Raw genomic sequence first — 26621 nt, 5'->3', positions numbered from 1 at the left:
AGTGCCGAATTCCGAGAGCAGCAACGCCGGTCGCGACCGCGGCGAGCGCCGCGACGATGGCCGGGCCGACCGCCGGCAGGGAGGCTCGGGGCCCCGCAGCGGCGACTCGCGCAGCGACCGCGGGCGCTCGGACTCGCGCTCGGGCGGGGGCCGCAGTGGAGAGCGCTCCGGTGGCTTCCGGTCCGGTGGCCCCCGCGGTGAGGGCGGCTACCGCGGCCGCGACGGCGAACGCGACCGGGACGGCTACCGCGGCCGGGACGACCGGCGCGGGAACTCCCGGCGCGATGACCGGCGCGGGGGCTACAGCCGCGATGGCCGCCGCGACGGAGAGCGCTCCGGGGGCTACAGCCGCGGCTACGGCCAGGACGATGACCGGCGCTCGGGGGGCTACCGCCGCGACGATCGCGGCGACGAGCGCTCCGGCGGCTTCCGCTCCGGTGGCTTCCGCTCCGGCGGCCAGCGCAGCGATGGCGGCTACCGCGGGGGCCGTGATGGCGAGCGCCGCGACGAGCGGCGCGGGAGCTTCCAGCGCGACGAGCGGCGCTCCGGCGGTTTCCAGCGCGAGGATCGCCGTGGGGGCTACAGCCGTGACGAGCGACGCGACGGCGAACGGCGCACCGGCGGTTACAGCGGCGATAGCCGCCGCGACGGCGAACGGCGCTCCGCCGGGTACAACCGCGACGATCGCCGTGACGAGCGCACCGGCGGCTTCCGGTCCGGTGGCCAGCGCGGTGAGGGCGGCTACCGTGGGCGCGATGGCGAACGCGGCCGGGACGATCGGCGCGGGAACTCCCAGCGCGGTGAGCGCGGGGGCGGCTTCGGCGGCAAGCGGCGCGAGGGCGGTTTCCAGCGCGACGACCGCTTCCAGCGCGATGACCGCGGCTACGGCCGTGACAACCACCGGGGGGGAGGGCGCTCCGGCGGCTACGACCGGGACAGCCGCCGCGCCGGCGGTGACAGCCGCGACGACCGCTTCCAGAGAGACGACCGCTCCGGTGGCCAGCGCCGCGACGGTGGTTACCGCGGGAGCCGCGATGGTGAGCGCCGCGACGGCCGCCGCGATGGCGAGCGCCGGGATGACCGGCGCGGCGGCTTCCAGCGCGATGACCGGCGCGGGCGCCCCGAGCGCCCGGGGCGCCGCGATGACCGTCGCTCCGATGACCGCGAGGAGCGCCCCTACAAGCCCGGGCGCGGCGACAGCCGCACCCCCCTGCGCCGCGACACCGGCGACCGGGCGAAGCGGCCGCGCGAACCGGAGATCCCCGAGGGCATCACCGGCCGCGAACTCGACGGCGAGACGCGCGCCCGGCTGCGCTCGCTGACGAAGGAGAACGCGGAGAAGGTCTCCCAGCACCTCGTCGCCGCGGGCCAGCTCGTCGACACGGACCCGGAGGCCGCCTACGCCCATGCGACCGCGGCAGTCACGCGCGCCGGTCGGATCGGCGCGGTCCGCGAGGCTATGGGCATCGTCGCCTACGCCCTCGAGAAGTACGACGAGGCCATCCGCGAGCTGCGCACCCACCGCCGCATCACGGGATCCCAGGACAATGTGGCGCTGCTGGCCGACTCCGAGCGCGGCCGGGGCAAGCCGGACAAGGCGCTCGAGGCCTTCGCGGAGGCCGACCGCTCGGCCCTCTCCGATGAGGCCTGGACCGAGCTCGTCATCGTCGCAGCCGGTGCCCACACCGACCGGGGCGATGTCGCCGCGGCGCGCCGGCTCATCGAGGAGCAGAACTTCACCGGCCACGCTCCGGCGGAGACCGTGCGCCTGCTCGCGGCCTACGCCGATCTCCTGCGCATCGACGGCGACCGGGAGACGGGGGACAAGTACGAGGAGCTCGCGCGTCGCACCGCCGCGTCCAATGAGATCCCGTTCGGCGACGAGGAGCCCGATCCCAACGCCGACGTCGAGATCATGACCGTCGAAGAGGAGGACGAGGAGCTGCCGGCCGATGGCGGCGAGGAAACCGCCGTGGGCGAACTGCGCCACGCGGACTCCGCCGCCGGTGAGGCGACCGGTGAGGGCGTCGAGGCGGACACCGCCGCCGAGGCCCGCGCCGGCGCCGCTGCCGCCGCCGCGCTCGCCGCGGATCCGGGAGCCGAGGCACGGAGGGCCGCTGCGCCGGCCGGCGGGGAACCGGCGCAGGGCGCCCGGTCGTTCGAGCAGGAGGTCGAGGACGAACTCGACGAGCTCCTCGCCGAGGCGGGCATCGACGATGCCGAGCCGGGCGCCGAGACCGCCGACCGGACCGGTGCGCCCGCCGCGCCCGCCGACGGCCAGGACGACCCCGCCGCGGCGCAGGCCAGCGCCGCCGAGCCGCAGCCGCACGCCGAGCCCGTCCAGGCAGCGGTCGACCCCGCCGAGGCATCGGACAGCTCCGACGGGGCGCGGGCCGAGCCCTCTGCAGCGCCAGACGAACCCGAGGGCGCCCCGGCCGCCGCGCCGACCGCTGGCACGGACGCTGGCACGGACGCGCGCCCCGCCGCCGCTGCCGGTGCAGCGCAGGACGCAGCCGAGGACGCCGCAGACGGGCAGTCCGCTGGCACCGGCACCGGCGGCGGTACCGAGGCAGGCGCTGGCAACGATGCAGCGCAGGAAGCCGTCGGCGAGACAGCACGGGGAGACGCCGAGCGCACGGACCGCCCCGCGCGCCGCCCCGCGCAGGCCGCTGCTCACGGGACTGCCGACGACACTGCCGACGACGAGGGCGATGACGAGATGACCGCGCCCCTGTTCGACCTGTGAGCGCCGGCCTGTGAGCGCCCTCGAAGTGGCAGGCGGCCACGACGCCGTCCTCCTCGACCTGGACGGCGTCGTCTACACCGGGCGGGCCGCGGTGCCCGGCGCCGCCGAGGCCCTGGGCCGCTGGCACGCGGCCGGGCTGCCGTACTGCTTCGTGACGAACAATGCGGCGTACCCCGCGGCGCGCGTCGCCGAGCGCCTGCGCGGATTCGGCGTCGAGCTCGCGGATGCGGACGTCATGACCTCCGGCCAGGCCGCCGCCGCCGAGCTCGCCGCCCAGCTGGACCCGGGGACCCCCGTCCTCGTCGTGGGCAGCCCCGCCCTGCGCGAGCTCGTCGCGGCCGCGGGCCTGGCCGTGCGCACCCCGCCGGCCGGGGACGAGGCGCCGCCGCACGTCGCGGCCGTCGTCCACGGGTTCGACCGCGACATCGGCTGGCACGGGCTGACCGCCGCGATCCGCGCGATCCGCGGCGGCGCGCGCTCCTGGGCCACGAACCCGGACCCCAGCGTGCCCACGGAGGACGGCGAACTGCCCGGCAACGGCACGTTCGTCGACATCGTCGCCCGGTTCTCCGGCGTGGAGCCCACCGTCATCGGCAAGCCCGCCGCCACGATGCTCACCCGCGCCGCGCAGCGCCTGGGCGCCCGCTCGCCGCTTATGGTGGGCGACCGGCTGAGCACGGACATGGCGGCCGCGCGCGCCGCGGGCTTCGCCTGCGCCCTCGTCCTCACCGGCATCGACGACGTGCACGCGGCGCTCACCGCGCCACCGGAGGCCCGCCCCGACACGGTCGTCGCCGACCTCGCGCAGCTGGCACAGGCGCTCCCGGAAGCGCGCGTGGACGGCGACGGCGCTGTCTGCGACGACGGCCGCGCACAGCTGAGCGGCGGTCGGCTGCGCCTGGCCGGGCCGCCGCGGCCGGCCGTCCAGGCCGCCCTCGCCCTCACCGCGGGCATGGACCCGGCCAGCCTCGACCTCGCCGAGGTGCCCCGGAGGTTCGATGCCTGAGCCAGCTCCGCACTCCCAGCCGGCCCCGCAGCCGCACCCGGTCCCGGGGCCCCGGCCCGCCTCTGCGGCGGGCGCTCCGGCCGTGCCCGGCGCGCCTCCGGCACCGGCCGCCGTGCCCGGCCCCGCCGGCGCGAGCGGCCCAGCCCCGGACGCGCAGGACCCGCAGCTCGTGCAGTGGCGCGCCGAGCAGGAGCGCATCGCCGGGCTCGAGCCCGCCGCGGCCGCGGCCGCGGCGCGCACCCTCCTCGATGCCATGGAGCGCGGGCTGGAGCAGCGGTGACCCGCCTCGACGCGGAGCTCGCCGCCCGCGGGCTCGCCGCCTCGCGCACGCGCGCGGCCAGGGAGATCGCGGCCGGGCGCGTGCGCGTCGACGGCAGCATCGCTGCCAAGGCCTCCCAGCCGGTCACCGCGGACAGCGCCATCGAGCTGCTCGACCCGGACCCGTGGGTGGCCCGCAGCGCGCACAAGCTGCTCGGCGCCCTCGATGCGCTGGACCTCGCCCCGGCCGTCCGCGGCGCGCGCGCCCTGGACGCCGGGGCGTCCACGGGCGGGTTCACCCAGGTCCTCCTCGCCGCCGGCGCCGCGCGCGTGAGCGCCGTGGACGTCGGCCACGGACAGCTCGACCCCGCACTCGCCGCCGACCCGCGGGTCGCCGACCTGCCCGGGACGAACCTGCGCGACCTCGACCTCGCCATGCTCGGCGGAGCGCCGGTCGACCTCGTCGTCGCCGATGTCTCGTTCATCTCGCTCACCTACCTCGTGGGCCCGCTGCTGGGCGTCTGCGCCCCCGGGGCCCGCCTGCTGCTCATGGTCAAGCCCCAGTTCGAGGCGGGCCGGACCGGACTCGACAAGCACGGCGTCGTGACCAGCCCCGCCGTGCGCGCACAGGCCGTGCGCACGGTCGCAGCCGCCCTGACCGCCGCCGGCGCGACGGTGCTCGCCGGCGCCCCCTCGCCGCTGCCGGGCCCCGCGGGCAACCGCGAGTACTTCCTCCTGGCCCGGGCCCCGGGCGCGGAGGACGCCCCGCAGTCGGGTTGGGACCCGGAGGAATTCACCGCGCAGATCGCGGCCGGCCGCGCGTAGCCGCACCGCCCGTCCCCGCCTCGGCCCCCCGCGGCGGTCGGATCAGTAGAATCGGGTGCGGATCGCGCCGAGGGGAGAGGAGAGCACGTGGAGGACCCGCACGCCCAGCGCAGCATGGTCGTGGTGCTGCACCCCCACCGCGCCGCCGCGCGCGCCGCGGCGCTCACCGTGTGCGCGCGGCTGGCCGCGGAGGGCATCGAGGCGCGCATGCTCGAATCGGACTACCGCGCCCTCGTCGAATACGAGGACCAGCCGGAGGTCCCGATCTCCGTCATCCCCGACTCGGCCCCCAACCCGGACAGCGCCGATGTCGAACTCGTCATGGTGCTGGGCGGCGACGGCACGATCCTGCGCGCCGCCGAGCACTTCCACGGCTCGCAGGTGCCGATCATGGGCATCAACCTCGGCCACGTGGGCTTCCTGGCCGAGAGCGAGCGCAAGGACCTCGAGCTCGCCGTGCGGCGGGCCGCGGACCGCGACTACGAGGTCGAGCAGCGCATGGCGCTCGACATCGCCGTGTCGCTGGGCGACGAGGTCATCCACCGCGGCTGGGCGCTCAACGAGGCGACGATCGAGAAGAGCCGCGACTGCTCGATGATCGAACTCGCGCTCGGCGTCGACGCCCGGCCCGTCACCTCGTTCGGCGCCGACGGCGTCATCCTCGCCACCCCCACCGGCTCCACCGCCTACGCGTTCTCCGCGGGCGGGCCCATCGTCTGGCCGGAGGTCGAGGCGCTGCTCATGGTCCCCATCAGCGCCCACGCGCTGTTCGCCAAGCCCATGGTCGTCGCCCCGGATGCGCGCCTGGGCGTCGAGTTCGCCTCCGTCCAGCCCGATGCCTCCGCCGAGCTGTGGTGCGATGGCCGCCGCATCCTCGACCTGCCGCGCGGTGCGCGCATCGAGGCGGTGAAGTCCGCCACGCCCGTCCCCCTGGCCCGGCTGAACATGGGCGAGTTCTCCGATCGCCTCGTCGCGAAGTTCCATCTGCCGGTGGCCGGCTGGCGGGGACCGGCGGTCGAGCCGTGATCGAATCGCTCGCCATCGAGAACCTCGGTGTCATCGCCTCCTCCCACATGGACCTGGGCCCCGGCCTCACCGTCGTCACCGGCGAGACCGGCGCCGGCAAGACGATGTTCGTCACCGCGCTCGACCTGCTCACCGGCTCCCGGGCGGAGGCGCACATGGTCCGCGCCGGGGCCGAGCGCGCCGTCGTCGAGGGCGTCTTCTCCCTGGGCGGGGCGCCCGGGGTCGCCGAGCGCGTCGGCGAGGCCGGGGGCGAGGCCGACGACGAGGTCATCGTCGCCCGGGTGCTGCCCGCGGCCGGGCGAGCGCGGGCCACGGCGGGCGGGCGCACCGTGCCGGTGGGGGTGCTCTCCGACATCGGCGCCGAGCTCGTGAGCATGCACGGCCAGAGCGAGCAGCTGACCCTGCGCCGGGCCGCGCGCCAGCGCGAGCTGCTCGACCGCTTCGGCGGCCCGCAGCTGGCCGCCGCGCTGGCCGACTACCGCGCCGATTTCGCCGCCTGGACGCGTCTGGAGAAGGAGAACGAGGAGCTGCGGGCCGGCGCCCAGGAGCGCGCGGCCCGCATCGCCTTCCTCGAGACGGCGCTTGAGGCCATCGAGGCCGTGCGCCCCGTCGCGGGCGAAGACGAACGGCTGCAGGCCCTCAGCGCCCGGCTGTCCGCGGCCGAGGAGCTCACCGCCGCCGTGGGCCGCGCCCACGACGGGCTGGTGGGCAGCGACTGGGACGAGGCGCCCAACGCCGTCGACCTCATCAACGCGGCGGCGGCCGAGGTGGGCCGCGCCGCCGAGCGCGATGCCTCCCTGGCCGAGGAAGCCGAGGCGATCACCGGGCTGGGCCTCCAGCTCGCCGACGCCGCCGAGCGGCTGGGCGGCTACCTCCAGGGCTTCGAGGAGCTCTCCGAGGTCTCCGTCGAGGACACGGAGTCCCGCCGCGCCGCCCTGGGCTCCCTGTCGGCCTACGGCGCAGACGTCGGTGCCGTCCTCGCGTTCGAGGAGCGCGCGGGCGCGGAGCTGCTGGCCCTGCGCGCCTCGGACGAGTCCCTCACCGACATGGACGAGCGCCTCACCGCCGCCCGCAACGCCGTCGAGGCGTCCGGTGAGGCCCTGCGGGCCGCCCGCTGTGGGGCCGCCGAGGACTTCTCCGCCCAGGTCGCAGCGGAGCTCGCCGCGCTGTCCATGCCGAAGGCCGGCGTCGTGTTCGAGATCGAGCCGGCCGCCCCGCACGCGCTGGGCGCGGACACGGTGCGCATGCTCTTCTCCGCCCACTCCGCCACGCAGCCCGGCGACATCGGCAAGCTCGCCTCCGGCGGCGAGCTCTCCCGCGTCATGCTCGCGATCGAGGTCGTCATGGCCCGCACCGAGGCGTTCCCCACGTTCGTCTTCGACGAGGTCGACGCAGGCGTGGGCGGGCGGGCCGCCGGCGAGATCGGCCGCCGCCTCGCCCTGCTGGCCGAGCGCTCCCAGGTCATCGTCGTCACCCACCTCGCCCAGGTCGCAGCATGGGCCGATCACCACATCACCGTCGTCAAGGACGACGGGGGAGCGGGCGTGGTCTCCGGGGTCAGCGTGCTGGGCGAGGAGGAGCGCGAGGCCGAACTCGCCCGTATGCTCGGCGGCATGTCGGAGTCCGGGTCCGCGCGCGCCCACGCCCAGGAGCTCATGGCCACCGCCGCGCAGGCCAAGCGCGGGGGCGCGCAGCGGGCCGGCGGGGCACCGCAGCCGGGCAGCTGAGGCGGCCCGCTCCCTCAGAGAGCGCTCAGGCGCCGCGTGGCACAATGATCCCGATGGACACACCTCCCCCCGAATCCGACCCGGTCGCGCAGATGCGCGCCGTGCGCGCGGCAGATGTCGCGCGCCGGCGCCGCCGCAGGATCGCCGAGCGCGCCGCCGCCGGGCGGGATTCCGGTGCGGGGCCGGGTGACGGAGCCCCGGCCGGCTCCACCGCCGCGGGCACCGGCGAGCGCGGACCGGCCGGGGCCTCGGCGGCGGGCGACGGCTCCACCCGCACGAGCATGAACCGGGCCCTGGCCGGCCTCGTCGAGACGATGGCCGCGCACGAGCGCGAGGGCCGCGAGCTTGTCGCCGACGACCTCGAGCTGCCGCAGCTGCGGACCTCGTTCGAGGGCCGCCAGGCGCTCGTCGTCGTGCGCGGCCACCACTACAAGGAGGACCTCGCGATGCTGCGGTCCTACATCCGCGAGTACAAGCCCGTGCTCGTGGGCGTCGACGGCGGCGGCGACGCCCTCCTCGAGGCCGGCTACACCCCGGACCTCATCGTGGGCAACCTCGACGCGGTCTCCGATGCCGCGCTCAACACGAAGGCCGAGCTCGTGGTCCATCCGCGCGGCGGCGGGGGCGATGCCGGCGCCGCCCGGCTCGAGCACGCGAACCTCGACTTCGAGCGCGTCGAGGCGCCCGGCACAAACGAGGACCTCGCCCTGCTCATGGCCGACACGCTGGGCGCGCAGATGATCGTGGCCGTCGGCACCAACGACACGTTCGTCGAGTTCGCCGACGGCGGGCGCTCGGGCATGGCCACGACGTTCCTCACCCGGCTGCGGGTGGGCTCCCGGCTCATCGACGCCAAGGGCGTCTCCCTGCTCTACCGCCGCAGCGTGGGTTCCTGGCAGCTCATCATCCTCGCCATCGCGGGCCTGCTCGCGGTCGCGGCGGCGCTCTTCGCCACCGCGGCCGGCCAGACACTCATCGGCCTCATCGGCGCCCAGCTCGACGGCTTCTTCGGCTGGATCCACTCGCTCTTCGCCTCCGCACCCGCCAGCGAATAGCGGCCCACCCGCTCCGGCCCGCGCACCCACCGCCCAGACAAGGACGCAACCGCCCGTGATCGACTTCCGCTACCACCTCGTCTCCCTCATCTCCGTGTTCCTCGCCCTCGCGGTGGGCATCGTGCTGGGCGCGGGGCCGCTCAAGCAGCCCATCGGCGAATCGCTGCAGAGCCAGGTGGAGAGCCTGCGCACGGACCGCGACAAGCTGCGCGGCGAGCTCGACACCGCCCACGGCGATGTGCAGAAGCTCAACGACTTCGTCGTCGCCGAGGCGCCCAGCCAGCTGCGCGGGGCCCTCAAGGGCCGCACGGTGGCCGTCGTGCACGCCGCGGATGCGGATGCGGACCAGCTCGCGGCGGTGCAGCAGCGGCTGCGGGAGGCGAACGCGAAGACGGTTGACGCCGGGGGGCTGACCGCCAAGACCTTCGCCTCCCAGGAGCGCGACGACCTCGTCGCGAAGCTGCGCGAGCTCGACACCGCGCTGCCCAAGGACCCCGGGACCGCGCTGACGACCGCCCTGGCCAAGGCGCTGAGCGCCGAGCGCGGCTCGCAGCCCTACAGCGCCCAGACCGCCAAGGACGTGCTGGCTGCGTTCCAGGACGCCGGCCGCTTCAAGGGCGGGCAGGCGCAGAAGGCCGATGCCGTCGTCTTCGTCGCCGGGGCGCGGACCGCCGCGCAGGACGAGGGCGCCACGCCCTCGGCCGGGGCCGCGCAGTCGAGCCCGGAGGACCTCGTGGCGTTCGCCGCGGGCCTCGGCACCCGCATCGCCACGGTGGTCGAGGGCACCTCGGGCAACGCCTCCAGCGGCCTCGTCGCGACCCTGCGGGCGGACAACGCGGACGTGACGACCACCGACGGCCTCGAACTGGGCGCGGGCCCCGTGATCGGCGCGCTCGCCGTCAAGGAGCGCCTCGCGACGAACAAGAACCAGGCGTACGGTTTCGCCGACGGCACCGCCTCCCTCGTCCCGGGCATCGCGAAGAGCTGAGGCCACACAGCTGAGGCCGAACGGCTGAGGCCGGGGGGTGCGCCGCGCCCCGGGGCCGGTTCGCCCGCCCCGCGGCCGGTGCGCCGGGGCCTGCGGCCGGTGCACCGGCGCCTGCCGTAAGGTAGGGCCAGACCGGCCGTGCACGGCCCGACACGCTGCAGGAAGAGGACCATGAGCTCACCCGACGCCGCGCTTGCCCTCGACGGGCGCACGCGCATCCTCCACGTCCTCACGAGCGCGCACACCGCCATCGGCGAGGTCGCCCGCGCCGCGATCGCAGCCCAGCTCGAGGCGGGCCTGGCCGTGGCCGTCGCCGCCCGGCCCGAGGTGCTCGCCGCGCTCGAGCTGCCGGCCTCCGAGCTGCTGCGCACCGTGCCGATCGCGGCCGCCCCCGGCTTGCGGCCCAGCGACGCCGAATCCGCGCTCGCCCTGCACAAGCGCTACCGCTTCGTCGACGTCGTCCACGCCCACGGCCTCCACGCCGCCGCACTCGCGGGCCTCGCGTGCACGGGACTGCCGCAGCGCCTGCGGCCCGCGCTCGTCGCGACGCTCGGCCACGACGAGCAGACGGGGCCGATCGGGTCGCTCGAGGGCGCCGTCGTCGCCCGCACCGCCACCGCGGTGCTCGGCACCACCGAGCCCATCTGCGAGCACTACGAGGACCGCGTGCCCCTGGTGCGCCGGGCCCGCCTGCTGCGCTCCGAACTCGCCCGCGAGGTCGCCCCGCGGCTGAGCCGTGCCCGCGTGCGCGAGGACCTCGACGTCCCCGCCGGGGCCGTGCTCATCGCCGTGCCCGTGCGCATGGCCGACACCCCGGAGTTCACCGCGATCCTCGAAGCCGCCGCGCGGCTGCCCGAGGCGCGCGGCGACCGGCGCTGGGTCGTGGCGTTCACCGGCGGCGGCCGCGCCGCGGACACCGTGGCCCGGGAGTTCCTGCCCCGCTTCGACCACCTGCGCGTCGAGCCCCAGGTCAGCACCGTGGACACCGCGGCGGCGGCGGACATCGTCGTGGCCGGGACGAAGCTGGGCGGCATCGACGCGGCCGGCCTCATGCAGCTGCGCCGGCCCGTGGTCTTCGTGGGCTCGGAGCAGGAGGCCCGGGTGTGGGGTCCCTCCATCCCGCGCGCGGCACCGGGGGACACCCGCGGGCTGCTGCACGAACTCGAGGAGCTCTCCGATCATCCGGCCCAGCGCGTCCAGGACGGCTTCGCCGCCCGCCGCCGGGTCGTCGCCGATGAGCGCTTCGACCCCGCCGCGCTCGCCGACGTCTACGCGCGGGCGCGCATTGCCGCCGCCCTGTAGCCGGCCCCTCCCGCCCAGCCCAGTGCGCCCGGCGCCCTCCGCCCACCCGTGCCCACCCGCGCGGTGCGCGCCGGGCGCTAAGCTCGAATCCCCAGCGACTGCCGCCGGCCCGCGGCTCTGTTAGAATCGAGGTCCGTGGTGCAACGACTGAGTTCAAGCGGAAAACACAAGACCCGACACATCTTCGTCACCGGCGGAGTCGTGTCCTCACTGGGGAAGGGCCTGACCGCTTCGTCGCTCGGCCACCTCCTCGCAGAGCGCGGCCTCAAGGTCGCCATGCAGAAGCTCGATCCCTACCTCAACGTGGATCCGGGCACGATGAACCCGTTCCAGCACGGCGAGGTCTTCGTCACCGACGACGGCGCGGAGACGGACCTCGACATCGGCCACTACGAGCGCTTCCTCGACACGAACCTCGACGCCAGCGCCAACGTCACGACGGGCCAGGTGTACTCCGAGGTCATCGCCAAGGAGCGGCGCGGCGCGTATCTGGGCGACACCGTCCAGGTCATCCCGCACATCACCGATGAGATCAAGGCGCGCATGCGCGCCCAGGCCGACCGCACCGACGGCGGCGCCCCCGATGTCATCATCACCGAGGTGGGCGGCACGGTGGGCGACATCGAATCCCAGCCGTTCCTCGAGGCGGCCCGGCAGATCCGCCACGACGTGGGCCGCGACAGCGTCTTCTTCATCCACGTCTCGCTCGTGCCCTTCATCGGCCCCTCGGGCGAGCTCAAGACGAAGCCCACCCAGCACTCGGTGGCCGCGCTGCGCTCGATCGGCATCCAGCCCGATGCGATCGTGCTGCGCTCCGACCGGGAGCTGCCCGGCTCCATCCGGGCGAAGATCGCCTCGTCCTGCGACGTCGACTACGAGGCCGTCGTGTCCTGCGTCGACGCGCCGAGCATCTACGACATCCCCAAGGTCCTCCACGACGGCGGGCTCGACGTCTACGTCATCCGCCGGCTCAACCTGCCCTTCCGCGACGTCGACTGGTCCGAGTGGGACCGGGTCCTCGACCGGGTGCACCGGCCCTCGGCGGAGATCGAGGTGGGCCTCGTGGGCAAGTACATCGACCTGCCCGACGCCTACCTCTCCGTCACGGAGGCGCTGCGCCACGGCGGGTTCGCCAACGACGCGAAGGTGAGCATCCGCTGGATCCTCTCCGATGACTGCGAGACGCCGGAGGGCGCGGCCGAGCAGCTCGCGGGCCTCGATGCGATCTGCGTGCCCGGCGGCTTCGGGGTGCGCGGCATCGAGGGCAAGATCGGCGCGCTGGGCTATGCCCGCGCCCACGGCATCCCCACCCTGGGCCTGTGCCTGGGCCTCCAGTGCATGGTCATCGAGTACGCCCGTGCCGAGGCGGGGGTCGAGGGCGCCTCGTCCACCGAGTTCGACCCGGAGACCGCCGAGCCCGTCGTCGCGACGATGGAGGAGCAGCTCGAGATCGTCGACGGCGAGGGCGACCTGGGCGGCACCATGCGCCTGGGCCTCTACACCGCCGAGCTCCTGCCGGGCTCCGTGACCGCCGCGGTCTACGGCTCGGACAGTGTCGAGGAGCGCCATCGCCACCGCTACGAGGTCAACAACGCCTACCGGCAGCGCCTCGAGGACGCCGGCCTCGTCATCTCCGGGACCTCGCCGAACGGCCAGCTCGTGGAGAACGTCGAGCTGCCCGCCGAGGTCCACCCGTACTACGTCGCCACGCAGGCCCACCCGGAGCTGCGCTCGCGGCCCACCGACCCGCACCCGCTCTTCGCCGGCCTCATCCGGGCCGGGCTCGACCACCAGCGCGCGGCCGGCGGGGCGTAGGCGTGCTGCGCGACCAGCCCGTCGACGTCGAGGTCTCCGACTCCCAGACCGTCTTCCGGGGCAAGGTCTGGGACGTCCAGCGCGAGACGTTCACGCTGCCGGAGGCGCAGCGGCCCATGGTGCGCGACTTCGTGAGGCACACCGGGGCCGTGGCGATCGCCGCGCTCGACGCGCACGACCGGATCTTCCTCATGCGCCAGTACCGCCACCCCATCCGCACCCGCGACTGGGAGATCCCGGCCGGGCTGCTCGATGTCGACGGGGAGGACCCGGCGGCCGCCGCGCGCCGCGAACTCGCCGAGGAGGCGGACCTGCGGGCCGCCGACTGGCACGTGCTCGCGGACTACGTCTCCTCGCCCGGCGGGATGGACGAGACCCTGCGCATCTACCTGGCCAGGGAGCTGAGCGAGGTCCCGGATGCCGAGCGCTTCGCCCGCGCGGACGAGGAGAGCGGCATCGAGCCGCGCTGGACACCGCTGGCCGAGGCCCGCGAGGCCGTCATCGCCGGGGGCATCGGCAACGCCACGACCCAGCTGGCCGTGTTCCACGCGTGCGCGGCCCGGGAGCGCGGCTGGGAGGACCTGCGCCCGGCCGATGCGCCGTGGCCGGCCCGCGAGCACCTGCGGGGACGCTGAGCCCGTGGCCCGCCACGGCGCGCAGCTGCTGCCCGACGGGCCGCCCGCCCTGCGCGCCGCGGCCGCCGACTACCTCACCCACCTCCGGCTCGAGCGCGGCCTGTCCGCGAACTCCATCGACGCCTACGCCCGCGACATCGCCAAATACGTGGCGGTGCTCGCGACCCGGGGCGTGAGCGACTTCGCCGCGGCCACCGCCGAGGACATCCGCGCGTTCGCCGCGGCTCTCGAGGCCGACGGCCTTGCCGTGCGCTCGCGGGCGCGGGCCACCGTGGCCGTGCGCCGGCTCCACCGCTTCCTACTGGCCGAAGGCCAGGCCGCCGACGACCCCGGGGCGGACGTGGCCCCCGCCTCCGGCGCCGAGCGGCTGCCCAAGGCGCTCACGGTGGCCGAGGTCGAGGCGCTCATCGACTCCGTCAGCGGCGAGAGCCCCGGCGAGCTGCGCGACCGCGCCGTCCTCGAGTTCCTCTACGCCACGGGGGCGCGCATCAGCGAGGCCGTCGGCCTCGACGTCGACGACCTCGACCTGGGCCAGGGCGTGGCGCGCCTCTACGGCAAGGGCAGCAAGGAGCGGCTCGTGCCGGTGGGCTCGCTCGCCGCGGCCGCCCTCGAGGCCTGGCTGGTGCGCGGACGCCCCGGATTCGCCGCCAAGGGGGCCGGCGCCTCGGGCGAGCGGGCCGGCGCCGTCTTCCTCAACGCGCGCGGGGGCCGGCTGAGCCGGCAGAGCGCCTGGGCGATCGTCACCCGCGCCGCCGAGCGCGCCGGTCTGGCCTCCCACGTCACCGCCCACTCCCTGCGGCACTCGTTCGCCACCCACCTGCTGGAGGGGGGCGCGGACATCCGCGTCGTCCAGGAGCTGCTGGGCCACGCCTCGGTCACCACGACGCAGATCTACACGCGCGTCACCGCCGAGAGCCTCCGCGAGGTCTACGCGACTGCCCACCCGAGGGCGCGGTAGCGCGGGTCATACACGCGCGTCACCGCCGAGAGCCTCCGCGAGGTCTACGCGACTGCCCACCCGAGGGCGCGGTAGCGCGGGGCTCCTGCGGGCGCGGTAGTCTGGTCCCGATCCGCCCCGACGAAAGGTGAGAGCTCCCCGTGGCCGACTCCCAGCAGCAACTCGACATCCCCGCCTCCGAGCAGATCGGCCCCACCGGCCGGCCCCTCGTCGAGTTCCCGGAGCCCGCGCCGCTCGACGAGCACGGTCCCGCGCGCATCATCGCGATGGTCAACCAGAAGGGCGGGGTGGGCAAGACCACCTCGACGATCAACCTGGGCGCTGCGCTGGCCGCCTACGGCCGCCGCGTCCTCCTCGTCGACTTCGACCCGCAGGGTGCGCTGTCCGTCGGCCTGGGGCTCAACCCCCACGACCTGGAGCTCAGCGTCTACAACGTCCTCATGCAGTCCCGCTTGGATCCGCACGAGGTGATCGCGACGACGGCCGTGGACAACATCGACGTGCTGCCTGCCAACATCGACCTCTCGGCCGCGGAGGTCCAGCTCGTCGGCGAGGTCGCCCGCGAGCAGGTGCTCGCCCGCGCGCTCGCCAAGGTCGCCGACGAGTACGACGTCATCCTCATCGACTGCCAGCCCTCCCTGGGCCTGCTCACGGTCAACGCCCTCACCGCCTCCCACGGCGTCATCATCCCGCTCGAGACCGAGTTCTTCGCCCTGCGCGGCGTGGCGCTGCTCGTCGAGACGATCGAGAAGGTCCAGGACCGCCTCAACCCGGGCCTGCAGATCGACGGGATCCTCGCGACGATGTTCGACGGGCGCACGCTCCACGCCCGCGAGGTCATCGCCCGCGTCGTCGAGGCGTTCGGCGATCGGGTCTTCGACACCGTCATCAATCGCACCGTGAAGTTCCCCGATGCCTCCGTCGCCGCCGAGCCCATCACCTCCTACGCGCCCACCCACCCGGGCGCGGAGGCCTATCGGCGGCTGGCCCGGGAGCTCATCAGCCGCGGCGGCGCCCCCTGAGCGCGGACACCCTCGCGGTGGCAGCCGCGCACCCGGGCGCCGGGGAGCGCGAGGCCGCCGAGGCGGTGGCCGGGTTCGTCGTCGAACTCGACAACTTCTCCGGGCCCTTCGACGTGCTGCTGGCCCTCATCGGCAAGCGCCGCCTCGACATCACCGAGGTCGCGCTGGCCGAGGTGACCGACGAGTTCATCGCCTACGTGGGCACCCTGCGCGACCGCGGGGCGGCCAGCCTGGCCGAGCTGTCCCACTTCCTCCTCGTCGCGGCCACCCTGCTCGACCTCAAGACCGCCCGGCTGCTGCCGCGCGGCGAGGTCGACGACGAGCTCGACCTCGAGCTCCTCGAGGCCCGCGACCTGCTCTTCGCCCGCCTCCTCCAGTACCGCGCCTACAAGGGCGTGTCCGCGGTGCTGGGCGCGGCGATGCGCCAGGCCGCGCGCCGCACTCCGCGCGCCGTGCCGCTGCCGCCGGAGTTCCACGACATCCTGCCCCCGCTGGACTTCACGACGAGCCCCCAGGCGCTCGCCGCGCTGTTCGCGGCCATCATCAGCCGGGACCGCACCCCGCCCAGCGTCGCGCTCGACCACCTCCACCTGCCGCAGGTCAGCGTGGCCGAGCAGCGCGCCCGCATCGTCGCGCTCCTCGAGTCGCACGGCGGGGCCGCCGAGTTCGCGCAGCTGACCGCGGATGCCGAATCCGGCCTCGTGGTCGTCGCCCGCTTCCTCGCGCTGCTCGAGCTGTTCAAGGCCGGGGTGTGCGCGCTCGACCAGAACGAGCCGCTCGGGGCGCTCCACGCCCGGCTGCGCCCGGGCGCGCCCGGCGCCGCGGCGCTCGGCCCGCCCAGCGCGGACACGGCGGGGGAGGATCCCGATGCCTGAGCCGCCGCGCCCGGACGGCTCCGCGGACCCGGCCGCGGAGCCCCGTGACGGCGTACCGGCGGCCGCGCGGGAGCCGGTGGCCGAACCGGCACCCGAGCTGCGCGCGGCACTCGAGGCGATCCTCGCCGTCGCCGCCGAGCCCGTCGCCCCCGCCCAGCTCGCGGATGCCCTCGGAGCGGATGCGGGCGAGGTCGCCGCAGCGCTCGCCCACCTCGGCGCGGACTACGACGGGCAGCTGGCCGGCCCGCGCCGCGGCTTCGAGCTGCGCGAGGGCCCCGGCGGCTTCCGGCTCTACTCCCGCGCGGCGCACCACGAGGCGGTGCGCGAGTTCCTCACCGCGGGCCAGACGGCCCGGCTGTCGCAGGCAGCGCTCGAGACCCTGGCCGTCATCGCCTATCGCCAGCCCGTCACCCGCGCCCGGATCGCCGCGATCCGCGGCGTCAACGTCGACGGGGTCGTGCGCACCCTGCTCATGCGCGGGCTCATCGTGGAGGCGGGCGAGGACGGCGCCTCGGGCGCCCAGCAGTTCGTCACGACCGACGAGTTCCTCGCCGCCGCGGGCCTCGACGCCCTCGACCAGCTGCCGGACATCGCCCCGTTCCTGCCCGAGGGCGACGACGTGCCCACGGCCGACTGAGGCCCGGCGCCCCCGGCCCCCGGCATCTGGGACAATGGGGGAATGAATTCCCACGACAGCCGCGCCCCCGGCCACCGGTCCAAGCGCCCCACCCGCCGCCAGCGCGCGCAGACCGCCAAGTCCGGCCCCGCGGGCGCCGATGTCCACACCCCCGACGGCGTGCGCCTGCAGAAGGTGCTCGCGGAGGCCGGCCTGGGCTCGCGGCGCGCCTGCGAGCAGCTCATCGCCGACGGCCGGGTGGCCGTGGACGGCGAGATCGTCACGGAGCTCGGGACCCGGGTGGACCCGCGCACCCAGCGCGTCGAGGTCGACACCATGCCCATCACCGCCCAGACGGGCCGGGTCTACCTCGCCTTCAACAAGCCCGCGCGCATGGTCACCTCGATGGACGACCCGGAGGGCCGGCGCGATCTCAGCGAGGTCGTCCGCGACCGCCCCGAGCGGCTCTTCCACGTGGGCCGGCTCGACTTCGACACCGAGGGCCTGCTGCTGCTGACGAACGACGGTGACGTCGCCAACCGCCTCACCCACCCCCGCTACGAGATCCAGAAGACCTACCTGGCACAGGTCAAGGGCCCGGTGGCCCGCGACGTCGGCGCCCGCCTGCGCGAGGGCATCGAGCTCGAGGACGGCCTGGCCCGCGTCGACTCGTTCAAGCTGCTCGACTCCACACCGGGCACCGCGCTGGTCGAGGTGACCCTGCACTCGGGGCGCAACCGGATCGTCCGGCGCCTCTTCGACGCGGTGGGCAACCCGGTCGAGCGGCTCGTGCGCACGAAGTTCGGCCCGATCGAGCTGGCCGAGCAGCGCCAGGGCAAGCTGCGCGACCTGCGGCCCGACGAGGTCGCGAAGCTCTTCGAGGCCGTGGGGCTGTGAGGGTCCACATCATCGGCGCGGGGCTGCTCGGCACCTCGCTGGGCCTCGCGCTCACCCGCCGCGGCCACGCGGTCACGCTCGACGACGCCTCGCCCACCGTCAGGCGGCTGGCCGCGGACATGGGCGCGGGCCGCGCAGACGATCCCGAGGCCCCCGACGTCGTCGTCGTCGCCACGCCCCCGGACGTGGCGGGGGAGACGATCGTGGGCGCCCTGCGCCGCTGGCCGCGCGCCACGGTCACCGACGTCGCGAGCGTCAAGGGCGCGATCCTCGAGCGCGTCCGCGCCGCCGCCACGGGCCCCGAGCTCGACCGCTACATCGGCTGCCACCCCATGGCCGGGCGGGAGAAGTCCGGTGCGGCCGCGGCCCGGGCCGACCTCTTCGCCGCCCGGCCGTGGGTCGTCTGCTCGGACGCGGACACCCCGCCGGAGCGCCTCGACGAGGTCATCGCGCTCGCCCGCGATGCCGGCGGCAGCGTCGTCCACCTCGACCCGGACTTCCACGACTCCTCCGTCGCGCGGGTCTCCCACGCCCCGCAGGTGCTCGCGACGCTGCTGGCCGCCCAGCTGCGCGCCATGCCGGCCGAGGGCATCGCCCTGGCGGGCCAGGGACTGCGCGACACCACGCGCATCGCGGCCTCCGATCCCGGCCTGTGGACCCAGATCCTCGCCGGCAACGCCGCCGAGGTGCGCGCGGTGCTCGCCGAGGTGCGCGCCGACCTCGACGAGGTCATCGCGGCCCTCGGGCTGGGCCCGGGCGCGCTCGCCGTCATCGCCGGCGCGCTCACGGCCGGCAACGAGGGCCACGAGCGGATCCCCGGCAAGCACGGCGCGGCGCCCACGAAGTACGCCGATGTCACGGTCTTCCTCGACGACCGGCCGGGCACGCTCGCCCGTCTCTTCGCCGACATCGGGGAGCTCGGCATCAACATCGAGGACATCCGGATGGAGCACGCCACCGGCATTAAACTCGGCAGCGTGGAGGTCGCCGTCCTCCCCGCAGCGCAGGCCGCCCTCGAAGAGGGCCTCGCCGAGCGCGGCTGGTGGATCCCCGCCGCCGCGCTGTCCGAGGAGCCCGCCCGCGAGCCCCGCCGGGCCGGGGGCACCGGCGCGCAGCCGGCCGACGCCGACTCGGCGCCACAGCCACAGCCACAGCAAGCCCAGCACGCAGCACAGCACGCAGGAGAAGGAGCGCCATGACCGCCACCGTCATCGCCATCGACGGCCCCAGCGGGGTCGGCAAGTCGAGCGTGTCGAAGGAGACCGCGCGCCGGCTGGGCTTCGGCTACCTCGACACCGGCGCGATGTACCGCGCCATGGCCTGGCTGGCCCACCAGCGCGGCGTCGGCGACCCCGGCGACGTCGTCGAGCTGGTGCGCGGCGCCGAGCTGGAGATCTCGACGGACCCGGATGCGTTCGCCATCGAGGTCGACGGCATCGACGTGACCGACGACATCCGCGACCCGGAGGTGGCCCAGTTCGTCCAGACCGTCTCCGCGGTGCCCGAGGCGCGCAGCGAGCTCATCGAGCGCCAGCGCGAGATCATCGCCGCGGCCTCGCCCGGCATCGTCGTCGAGGGCCGGGACATCACCACCGTCGTCGCGCCGCAGGCCCCGGTGCGCATCCTCATGACCGCCGACGAGTCGGTGCGCATCGCCCGCCGCGCCGCGGAGCTGCACGGTGCGGCCGATGCCGCGCACGTGGACTCCACCCGGGCGCAGATCTCCGACCGCGACGCCCGCGACGCGCAGACGACGAACTTCACGACCGCCGCGGACGGCGTCGTCACCCTCGACACCACGCACATCGGCTTCGACGAGTCCGTCGCCGCCGTCCTCGAGCTGATCGGAGACCGCACATGAGCGCACCGGACCCCGAGGGCTTCGTCGAGGCCCCCGACGAGGAGCTGGGCCGGCGCGTCGCCGGCATCGACGACGCGGAGGCCGAGCAGCGCGCCCAGACCCTGCGCGCGGGCCTGACGGACTACGAGCTCGAGGACGAGGACCGCAGCCTGCTCGACACCGCGCTCGCCGACGAGTTCGACGACGAGGAGACCGGCCCCGCGCCGGTCCTCGCCGTCGTCGGCCGGCCGAACGTGGGCAAGTCGACGCTCATCAACCGCATCCTCGGCCGCCGCGAGGCGGTCGTCGAGGACGTGCCCGGGGTCACCCGCGACCGCGTGAGCTACCCCGCGGAGTGGAACGGGCGCCCGTTCACGCTCGTCGACACCGGGGGCTGGGACATCGACGTGCGGGGCATGGCCTCGCGCATCGCCGACCAGGCCGAGATCGCGGTGGACATGGCCGACGCCGTCATCTTCGTCGTCGACGCCCGCACCGGCGTGACGTCGACGGACGAGCACGTCGTGCGGATGCTGCGGCGCGCCGCGCGCCCCGTCGTCCTCGCCGTCAACAAGGTCGACGACGAGCGCGGCGAGCTGCAGGCCGCCGAGTTCTGGTCGCTCGGGCTGGGCGAGCCGCACACGGTGTCGGCCATGCACGGGCGCGGGGTCGCCGACCTCCTCGACACCGTCCTCGAGGTCCTCCCGGAGGTCTCCGCCGTCGACCAGAAGCTCGAGGTGGGCGGCCCGCGCCGGGTGGCGCTGCTGGGCCGGCCGAACGTGGGCAAGTCCTCGCTGCTCAACCGGCTCGTCGGCAGCGAGCGCGTCCTCGTCGACAACGTCGCGGGCACCACCCGCGACCCGGTCGACGAGCTCGTCGAGCTGGGCGGGCGCCAGTGGCGCTTCGTCGACACGGCAGGCATCCGCAAGCGCGCCCGGCAGGCCTCCGGTGCTGACTTCTACGCCGCGCTGCGCACGCAGACGGCCCTCGAGCGCGCCGAGGTGGCCGTCATCCTCCTCGAGGCCGATCAGGTGATCTCCGAGCAGGACGTGCGCATCGTCAAGACCGCCGTCGAGGCGGGCCGGGCGATCGTGTTCGCGTTCAACAAGTGGGACCTCATCGACGAGGAGCGCCGCCACCAGCTCGAGGGCGAGATCCAGCGCGACCTCGCCCATGTGGCGTGGGCCCCGCGGGTCAACCTGTCCGCCAAGACGGGCCGCCACGCGGACAAGCTCGTGCCGGCGATGGAGCGGGCCCTCGAGTCCTGGGACACCCGCATCCCCACCGGCCGGCTCAACGCGTTCCTCGGCGAGCTCGTCGCGGCCAACCCCCACCCCCTGCGCGGGGGCAAGCAGCCGCGGATCCTCTTCGGCACCCAGGCGTCGAACCGGCCGCCGCGGTTCGTGCTCTTCACCACCGGCTTCCTGGACCCCGGCTACCGCCGCTTCATCGCCCGCCGGCTGCGCGAGACCTTCGGCTTCGAGGGCACCCCCATCGACATCAGCATGCGCATCCGCGAGAAGAGGAAGCGCAAGTGAGCGCCGGCGCCGCGCAGGCGCCGGCGCCCGCTGCGCACGGGGACCGGCCCGAGTCCGGTGCGCGCTGGCCGCGCTTCCTCGTCGTCGTGCTGGGGATCGCCGGCCTGGCGTTCGCGCTCCAGTTCTTCCGCGGGCTGCAGGACATCGTGGCGCCGGTGTTCCTGGCCGTCAACCTCGTCATCGTCGTCTACCCCGTCCAGCGCTGGCTCGTCGCCCGCCGGGTCCCGGCCTTCGTCGCCGCGATGGTGACGGTGGTCCTCGTCCTCGTGCTCGTCGTCGGCTTCTTCGGGCTCACGGCGTGGTCGATCGCGCAGTTCGTCACCGTGCTTCCCGGCTACAGCCAGAAGATCAGCGTGCTCTACGGCCAGGCGGTGCAGGCGCTCGGCCAGCTCGGTATCACCCCGGACCTCGTGGGCCGGCAGCTGTCCGGGCTGTCGTTCACGTCGATCTTCAACGCCGCGATGTCGCTGGCGCAGAACCTCTCGCTGGGCCTCTCGCTCATGGTCACCGCGGTCATGGCCGTGTTCTTCGTGGCGCTGGACTCGATGTCCTTCCCCCAGCGCATGGCCCGCGCGGGCATCCTGCGGCCCCGCTTCGCCGCGGCGCTGACGTCGTTCGGCGCCGGCGTGCGCCGCTACTGGGTGGTCGCGACGATCTTCGGCCTCATCGTCGCGGTGCTCGACGTGGCGGCGCTCTACGTCATCGGGGTGCCGCTGGCCATCGTCTGGGGCATCCTGTCGTTCCTCACGAACTACATCCCCAACATCGGCTTCGTCCTGGGCGTCATCCCGCCCGCGCTCATGGCCCTCGTCGACGGCGGCTGGGCCGATGCCGTGTGGGTCATCGTCGCCTACTCCGTGCTCAACTTCGTCATCCAGTCGATCATCCAGCCCAAGTTCACCGGCGAGTCCGTGGGCGTGACCCCGTTCGTCTCGTTCGTCTCCCTGCTGTTCTGGTACTGGGTGCTCGGCTGGCTGGGGGCACTGCTCGCGCTGCCCGCGACGCTGCTGCTCAAGGCCCTCCTCGTGGACGCCGACCCGCGCGCCTCCTGGGTCAACCTCCTCATCGCCTCCGATCCGCCCGAGGCGCCGGTGGCACCCGGGCGGTCGGGCACGGGCACCGCGGCCGAGGCCGATGCCGAGCCGCCCGTCGGGGCGCGTGTTGAGGCGCCCGCCGCCCGCGTCACCGAGGCCACGAGCACTGCCGCCGAGGGCTCCGGCGCCGCCGGCGCGCCCACGGGCGGCACCACCGGGGACAGCACCCCCGCAAGCGGCCCCGCCGCCGAGGCGCGTGGGACCCAGGCGCCTCGGGCCGGGGAGCCTCGGGCCGGGGCTTCCGGGGAGCATGGGGACCCGGACGCGCCCGCGGGCTCTGCGCAGCCGGGCAGGGCCGACCAGGGCTCCTGACGCGCGCCCGGCCCGCGCCTTGGGCGCATCGGCCCTTTTCAGCGCCGCCGCACGGTGCTTAGCATGGGGTATGGCCGAACTCGTTGAGATCCACCCGGACAACCCCCAGCCCCGCCTCATCCGCAGGGTCGCGCAGACGATCGCGGACGGCGGCCTCGTCGCCTATCCCACGGACTCCTGCTACGCGCTGGGCTGCGCGCTGGAGAACAAGGACGGCATCGAGCGCATCATCCGCATCCGCCAGCTCGACTCCAAGCACCACTTCACCCTCATGTGCCACGACTTCGCCCAGCTGGGCCAATTCGTCATCGTCGACAACTCCGCGTTCCGCACGATCAAGTCGCTGACCCCGGGGCCCTACACGTTCATCATGAAGGCGACGAAGGAGGTGCCGCGGCGCATGATGCACGCCAAGAAGCACTCGGTCGGCGCCCGCATCCCGCAGAACACCACGGCGCTCGAGCTCGTCGCGGAGGTGGGGGCGCCGCTGCTGTCCTCGACGCTCCTGCTGCCCGGCGACGACGATCCGCTCACCCACGCGGAGGACGTCATGGACCGCCTCGGCAACGACGTGGACATCGTCATCGACTCCGGCGTGCCCGGCACCGTGCCCACCTCCGTCATCGACTTCACCGGCGGCGATCCGGTCGTCGCCCGCGCCGGGGCCGGGGACGTCTCCCGCTTCGAGTGAGGCGCGGGGCCCGGGTGAGGCCGTCCCGTCCGACACGCGAACATGTGATTGACACCACAGTGAGCGCCGGGCATAGTGAACGCTCGTGCGGTTGCTTTAAAGGCCCCTGGGCGGCGCCGCGAGTTCGTCAATGGAGATGGAGTCGTTCATGTCAGTGTCCTCTTCGCCCGCCCGCGGGTCGTCCGCGCAGGCCGGCGCCGCGCGGCCGCCGGCCGCTTCGCCGGAGAGCGCGCTCAAGCGCCACCGCGGCCTGCTCGTCTCGGGCATCATCGGCTCCTCGATCGAGTGGTACGACTTCTTCCTCTACGGCACCGCCGCGGCGCTCATCTTCCCCCACGTCTTCTTCCCGGAGAGCTCCGCGCTGACCGGCACGCTGCTGTCGTTCTCGACCTTCTGGGCCGGTTTCATCGCCCGCCCCATCGGCGGCATCATCGCCGGCCACTACGGGGACAAGATCGGCCGCAAGCCCATGGTCGTCATCTCGCTGCTCGGCATGGCGGTCTCCACGTTCGCGATCGGCTGCCTGCCGGGCGCCCACACCGTGGGCGCGATCGCGCCGGTCCTGCTCGTCCTGTGCCGCTTCATCCAGGGCATCGCCTGCGGCGGCCAGTGGGGCGGCCTCGCCCTCCTCATGACGGAGTCCGCGGGCCCCAAGCACCGCGCGTTCGCCGGCTCCTTCATGCAGACCGGCGTGCCCGCCGGCGCGCTGCTGGGCAACCTCATCTTCGTCGGCACATCCGTGCTGGCGGGCGAGGAGGCGTTCGCCGCCTGGGCGTGGCGCGTGCCGTTCTGGTTCACCGCGGTGCTGCTGCCGGTCGTGCTCTACATCCAGCTCAAGGTCGAGGACAGCCCGGAGTTCAAGCAGCTCGAGGCCGAGGTCTCCGATGAGCTGCCCAAGGTCGTCCAGGCCCCGCTCGTCGAGGCGGTGCGCAGCCACTGGAAGACGATCCTGCTGGCCGCCGGCGTCCTCGCGTCGACGAACTGCATCTTCTACATCTCGATCTCCGGCATCCTGTCCTACGGCTCGACGCACCTGGGCATGAAGCGCGACGAGATGATGATCGCCACGATGGCCTCGTGCGCGGTCGGCATCCTCACGACGTTCCTCTGGGCGAAGATCGCCGACGCCTACGGCCGGCGGCCCATCATCATCATCGGCGGGGTGGGCATCGCGCTCTGGGTGCCGTTCTACTTCATGCTCGTCAACACCGGCTCGGTCCTGCTGCTCGGCGTCGCCGTGTGCGTGTCCTCCGTCTTCCAGTGCATGGTCTACGCGCCGCTGGCCGCGTACTTCGGCGAGCTGTTCCCGCCCAACATCCGCTTCTCCGGCGCCTCACTGGCCTACCAGCTCGCGGCGATCACGATCTCCGGCGGCACCCCGTTCCTCATGACCTGGCTCATCGCCACGACCGGCGGCACGAACGGCGTGGTGGGCATGGTCATCGTCACCGCCGTCATCACGGTCGGCTGCACCCTGGCGCTCAAGGAGACGAACCCGCGCGCGATCCGCGAGGACCCGCACGCCGTGCCCGGCACCAACCTGTATCCGGACGTGCTGGCGCGCTGAGCGCGCAGCGCTGGGCTGCGCAGGGCCCGGTGGGCCCGTGGGACAGCGGGGCCTGCGCGGCCGCGTGCGCGATGGCCCGGGTGCCCGATGGGCGCCCGGGCCTTCGCGCGCCCCCGGGCGGTGCTCCGGCCGAGGAGGTGCACGGAGTGTGCTGCTGCGCGCGGCGCGGTCCTGCGAAAATCGTCGGATAGCGCGCAAAAGAGCGATACCCATACCTTAAATAGTGATTGACATCACATTTAGGTTCAGGCAGAGTGAGCGCTTGTACGGCGCACTGAAACGCGTGCCCGTGCCCCGGCCGGCACCGCGCGGCCGGGCCCGTCAACGACGATGGAGCATTCGACTATGGCAGTGACCGACCCCGCGATTTCCACCTCGCGGCCCACGACATCCGCCCACGGCACCGCGGCCCACCGCAAGCTGCTCACCGCGGGGCTCATCGGATCGTCGATCGAGTGGTACGACTTCTTCCTCTACGGCACGGCGGCGGCGCTCGTCTTCCCGCACGTGTTCTTCCCCCACAGCAGCCCGCTCATGGGCACGCTGCTGTCGTTCTCCACGTTCTGGGCCGGCTTCATCGCCCGCCCGATCGGCGGCCTCGTGGCCGGCCACTACGGGGACAAGGTGGGCCGCAAGCCGGTCGTCGTCGCCGCGCTCATCGGCATGGCGGTCTCCACCTTCGTCATTGGCTGCCTGCCCGGCGCCGGCACGATCGGCGAGATCGCGGCGGTCCTGCTCGTGAGCTGCCGCTTCGTCCAGGGCTTCGCCTGCGGCGGCCAGTGGGGCGGCCTCGCCCTGCTCATGACGGAGTCGGCCGGCCCCAAGCGCCGCGCCTTCTCCGGCTCGTTCATGCAGCTGGGCGTGCCCGCCGGCGCCCTGCTCGGCAGCCTCGTGTTCACCTCCACCTCGCTCATCTTCGGCAGCGAGGCGCTCATCGCGTGGGCGTGGCGCGTGCCGTTCTGGTTCACCGCGGCGCTCGTGCCCGTCGTGCTCTACATCCAGCTCAAGGTCGAGGACAGCCCGGAGTTCAAGCAGCTCGAGGCCGAGGTCGCCTCGGAGCGCCCCGCGGTCGCCCAGGCCCCGCTCGTCGAGGCGCTGCGCGGGCACTGGAAGACGATCGTGCTGGCCTGCGGCGTCATGGCGTCGACGAACTGCATCTTCTACATCTCGATCTCCGGCATCCTGTCCTACGGCACGGTGGCGCTGCACATGAACCGCAACGAGATGATGGTCGCCTCGATGCTCTCGTGCCTCGTCGGCATCGCGACGACCCCGCTGGCCGCGCTGGCCAGCGACCGCTTCGGGCGCCGCCCGATCATCCTCATCGGCGGCCTGGGCATCGGACTCTGGGCGCCGGCGTACTTCGCGCTCGTCAACACGGGCAACCTCGTGCTCTTCGGCGTGGCGCTGTGCGTGGCCTCGGTCTTCCAGTCGATGGTCTACGCGCCGCTGGCGGCGTACTTCGGCGAGCTGTTCGCCCCGCACATCCGGTTCTCCGGCGCCTCGATGTCCTACCAACTGGCCGCGATCACGATCTCCGGCGGCACGCCGTTCCTCATGACGTGGCTCATCGCCTCGTTCGGCAACACGAACGGGGTCGTCGCGATGGTCGTCGTGACCTCGGTCATCACGATCGCCTGCACGCTGGCGCTCAAGGAGACGAACCCGCGCGCGGTCCGGGACGACCCGCACGCCGTGCCCGGCACCAACCTCTACCCGCAGGAGCCCACGAAGGTGCTCGTGGCCGACGCCTGAGCCCGTTCGGCCACCGCGCAGGGCCCGCGGCCCGCACCCGTGACGGGTGCGGACCGCGGGCCCTTCCGCTGCG

23 protein-coding genes are annotated in these 26621 nt (G+C 74.3%); all 23 read left to right on the top strand.

Going from position 1 to position 26621, the window contains the following annotated elements:
• Position 1: 1 nt before the first annotated feature.
• Positions 2-2746 (top strand): hypothetical protein, encoded by a 2745-nt coding sequence (locus tag BRM1_RS04705; protein ID WP_268528811.1) that lies wholly within the window; start codon positions 2-4, stop codon positions 2744-2746.
• A 10-nt stretch (positions 2747-2756) separates the two neighbouring features.
• Positions 2757-3752 carry an HAD-IIA family hydrolase gene (locus BRM1_RS04700; RefSeq protein ID WP_268528808.1) on the top strand — a complete coding sequence of 332 codons (996 nt, stop codon included), beginning with the start codon at positions 2757-2759 and terminating at the stop codon, positions 3750-3752.
• Positions 3745-4032 carry a hypothetical protein gene (locus tag BRM1_RS04695; RefSeq protein WP_268528806.1) on the top strand — a complete coding sequence of 96 codons (288 nt, stop codon included), beginning with the start codon at positions 3745-3747 and terminating at the stop codon, positions 4030-4032. Before BRM1_RS04700 ends, BRM1_RS04695 begins: the two co-directional genes overlap by 8 nt.
• Entirely contained in the window at positions 4029-4835 is an 807-nt protein-coding gene (locus BRM1_RS04690; protein WP_268528804.1) for a TlyA family RNA methyltransferase, read from the top strand. Before BRM1_RS04695 ends, BRM1_RS04690 begins: the two co-directional genes overlap by 4 nt.
• Before the next feature lie 87 nt (positions 4836-4922).
• The gene (locus BRM1_RS04685; RefSeq protein WP_326958111.1) at positions 4923-5861 is read left to right on the top strand and encodes an NAD kinase; all 939 of its coding nucleotides are present in this window, start codon (positions 4923-4925) and stop codon (positions 5859-5861) included.
• Complete coding sequence (gene recN, locus BRM1_RS04680; RefSeq protein ID WP_268528801.1) at positions 5858-7588, top strand: DNA repair protein RecN; 1731 nt, start codon at positions 5858-5860, stop codon at positions 7586-7588. The genes BRM1_RS04685 and recN overlap by 4 nt, the downstream gene beginning before the upstream one ends.
• Before the next feature lie 53 nt (positions 7589-7641).
• Complete coding sequence (gene steA, locus BRM1_RS04675; RefSeq protein WP_268528799.1) at positions 7642-8643, top strand: putative cytokinetic ring protein SteA; 1002 nt, start codon at positions 7642-7644, stop codon at positions 8641-8643.
• 55 nt (positions 8644-8698) lie between these two features.
• On the top strand, positions 8699-9631 hold the full coding sequence (locus BRM1_RS04670; protein WP_268528797.1) for a copper transporter: 933 nt from the start codon (positions 8699-8701) through the stop codon (positions 9629-9631).
• 171 nt (positions 9632-9802) lie between these two features.
• The gene (locus tag BRM1_RS04665; RefSeq protein ID WP_268528795.1) at positions 9803-10933 is read left to right on the top strand and encodes a group 1 glycosyl transferase; all 1131 of its coding nucleotides are present in this window, start codon (positions 9803-9805) and stop codon (positions 10931-10933) included.
• A 117-nt stretch (positions 10934-11050) separates the two neighbouring features.
• Complete coding sequence (locus BRM1_RS04660) at positions 11051-12748, top strand: CTP synthase (protein ID WP_442864351.1); 1698 nt, start codon at positions 11051-11053, stop codon at positions 12746-12748.
• Positions 12749-12753: 5 nt separating this feature from the next.
• On the top strand, positions 12754-13383 hold the full coding sequence (locus tag BRM1_RS04655) for an NUDIX domain-containing protein (protein WP_268529704.1): 630 nt from the start codon (positions 12754-12756) through the stop codon (positions 13381-13383).
• A 4-nt stretch (positions 13384-13387) separates the two neighbouring features.
• Complete coding sequence (xerD, locus tag BRM1_RS04650; protein ID WP_268528788.1) at positions 13388-14341, top strand: site-specific tyrosine recombinase XerD; 954 nt, start codon at positions 13388-13390, stop codon at positions 14339-14341.
• A 140-nt stretch (positions 14342-14481) separates the two neighbouring features.
• Positions 14482-15363: a ParA family protein gene (locus tag BRM1_RS04645; protein WP_160953034.1), complete on the top strand. Its 882-nt coding sequence runs from the start codon at positions 14482-14484 to the stop codon at positions 15361-15363.
• A gap of 17 nt (positions 15364-15380) precedes the next feature.
• On the top strand, positions 15381-16238 hold the full coding sequence (locus tag BRM1_RS04640; protein WP_268528785.1) for a segregation and condensation protein A: 858 nt from the start codon (positions 15381-15383) through the stop codon (positions 16236-16238).
• Entirely contained in the window at positions 16231-16875 is a 645-nt protein-coding gene (gene scpB / locus BRM1_RS04635; protein WP_268528782.1) for an SMC-Scp complex subunit ScpB, read from the top strand. The genes BRM1_RS04640 and scpB overlap by 8 nt, the downstream gene beginning before the upstream one ends.
• A gap of 42 nt (positions 16876-16917) precedes the next feature.
• Positions 16918-17751, top strand: a complete 834-nt coding sequence (locus tag BRM1_RS04630) for a pseudouridine synthase (protein WP_160953037.1) — start codon at positions 16918-16920, stop codon at positions 17749-17751.
• Positions 17748-18950 (top strand): prephenate dehydrogenase, encoded by a 1203-nt coding sequence (locus BRM1_RS04625; RefSeq protein WP_268528779.1) that lies wholly within the window; start codon positions 17748-17750, stop codon positions 18948-18950. The genes BRM1_RS04630 and BRM1_RS04625 overlap by 4 nt, the downstream gene beginning before the upstream one ends.
• The gene (cmk, locus tag BRM1_RS04620; protein ID WP_268528776.1) at positions 18947-19612 is read left to right on the top strand and encodes a (d)CMP kinase; all 666 of its coding nucleotides are present in this window, start codon (positions 18947-18949) and stop codon (positions 19610-19612) included. Before BRM1_RS04625 ends, cmk begins: the two co-directional genes overlap by 4 nt.
• Positions 19609-21129 carry a ribosome biogenesis GTPase Der gene (gene der, locus BRM1_RS04615; RefSeq protein ID WP_268528774.1) on the top strand — a complete coding sequence of 507 codons (1521 nt, stop codon included), beginning with the start codon at positions 19609-19611 and terminating at the stop codon, positions 21127-21129. Before cmk ends, der begins: the two co-directional genes overlap by 4 nt.
• Entirely contained in the window at positions 21126-22535 is a 1410-nt protein-coding gene (locus tag BRM1_RS04610; protein WP_268528770.1) for an AI-2E family transporter, read from the top strand. The genes der and BRM1_RS04610 overlap by 4 nt, the downstream gene beginning before the upstream one ends.
• 70 nt (positions 22536-22605) lie before the next feature.
• Positions 22606-23226, top strand: a complete 621-nt coding sequence (locus BRM1_RS04605; RefSeq protein ID WP_268528767.1) for an L-threonylcarbamoyladenylate synthase — start codon at positions 22606-22608, stop codon at positions 23224-23226.
• A gap of 148 nt (positions 23227-23374) precedes the next feature.
• Positions 23375-24793: an MFS transporter gene (locus tag BRM1_RS04600; protein WP_160953042.1), complete on the top strand. Its 1419-nt coding sequence runs from the start codon at positions 23375-23377 to the stop codon at positions 24791-24793.
• 345 nt (positions 24794-25138) lie between these two features.
• Positions 25139-26548, top strand: a complete 1410-nt coding sequence (locus tag BRM1_RS04595; RefSeq protein ID WP_268528764.1) for an MFS transporter — start codon at positions 25139-25141, stop codon at positions 26546-26548.
• Positions 26549-26621: the final 73 nt, after the last annotated feature.

The organism is Brevibacterium sp. BRM-1, from assembly GCF_026802075.1.
Lineage (GTDB): Bacteria > Actinomycetota > Actinomycetes > Actinomycetales > Brevibacteriaceae > Brevibacterium > Brevibacterium rongguiense.
Note: the sequence above shows the minus strand (reverse complement) of the source record. Positions and strands in the feature narration are given on the sequence as shown.

What these genes read in the sequence shown, in the direction of transcription:
- BRM1_RS04630 (WP_160953037.1), top strand. Translation starts at nt 16,918, where the DNA reads ATGAATTCCCACGACAGCCGCGCCCCCGGCCACCGGTCCAAGCGCCCC.
- BRM1_RS04595 (WP_268528764.1), top strand. Translation starts at nt 25,139, where the DNA reads ATGGCAGTGACCGACCCCGCGATTTCCACCTCGCGGCCCACGACATCC.
- BRM1_RS04665 (WP_268528795.1), top strand. Translation starts at nt 9,803, where the DNA reads ATGAGCTCACCCGACGCCGCGCTTGCCCTCGACGGGCGCACGCGCATC.
- steA (WP_268528799.1), top strand. Translation starts at nt 7,642, where the DNA reads ATGGACACACCTCCCCCCGAATCCGACCCGGTCGCGCAGATGCGCGCC.
- BRM1_RS04695 (WP_268528806.1), top strand. Translation starts at nt 3,745, where the DNA reads ATGCCTGAGCCAGCTCCGCACTCCCAGCCGGCCCCGCAGCCGCACCCG.
- der (WP_268528774.1), top strand. Translation starts at nt 19,609, where the DNA reads ATGAGCGCACCGGACCCCGAGGGCTTCGTCGAGGCCCCCGACGAGGAG.
- BRM1_RS04605 (WP_268528767.1), top strand. Translation starts at nt 22,606, where the DNA reads ATGGCCGAACTCGTTGAGATCCACCCGGACAACCCCCAGCCCCGCCTC.
- scpB (WP_268528782.1), top strand. Translation starts at nt 16,231, where the DNA reads ATGCCTGAGCCGCCGCGCCCGGACGGCTCCGCGGACCCGGCCGCGGAG.
- BRM1_RS04600 (WP_160953042.1), top strand. Translation starts at nt 23,375, where the DNA reads ATGTCAGTGTCCTCTTCGCCCGCCCGCGGGTCGTCCGCGCAGGCCGGC.
- cmk (WP_268528776.1), top strand. Translation starts at nt 18,947, where the DNA reads ATGACCGCCACCGTCATCGCCATCGACGGCCCCAGCGGGGTCGGCAAG.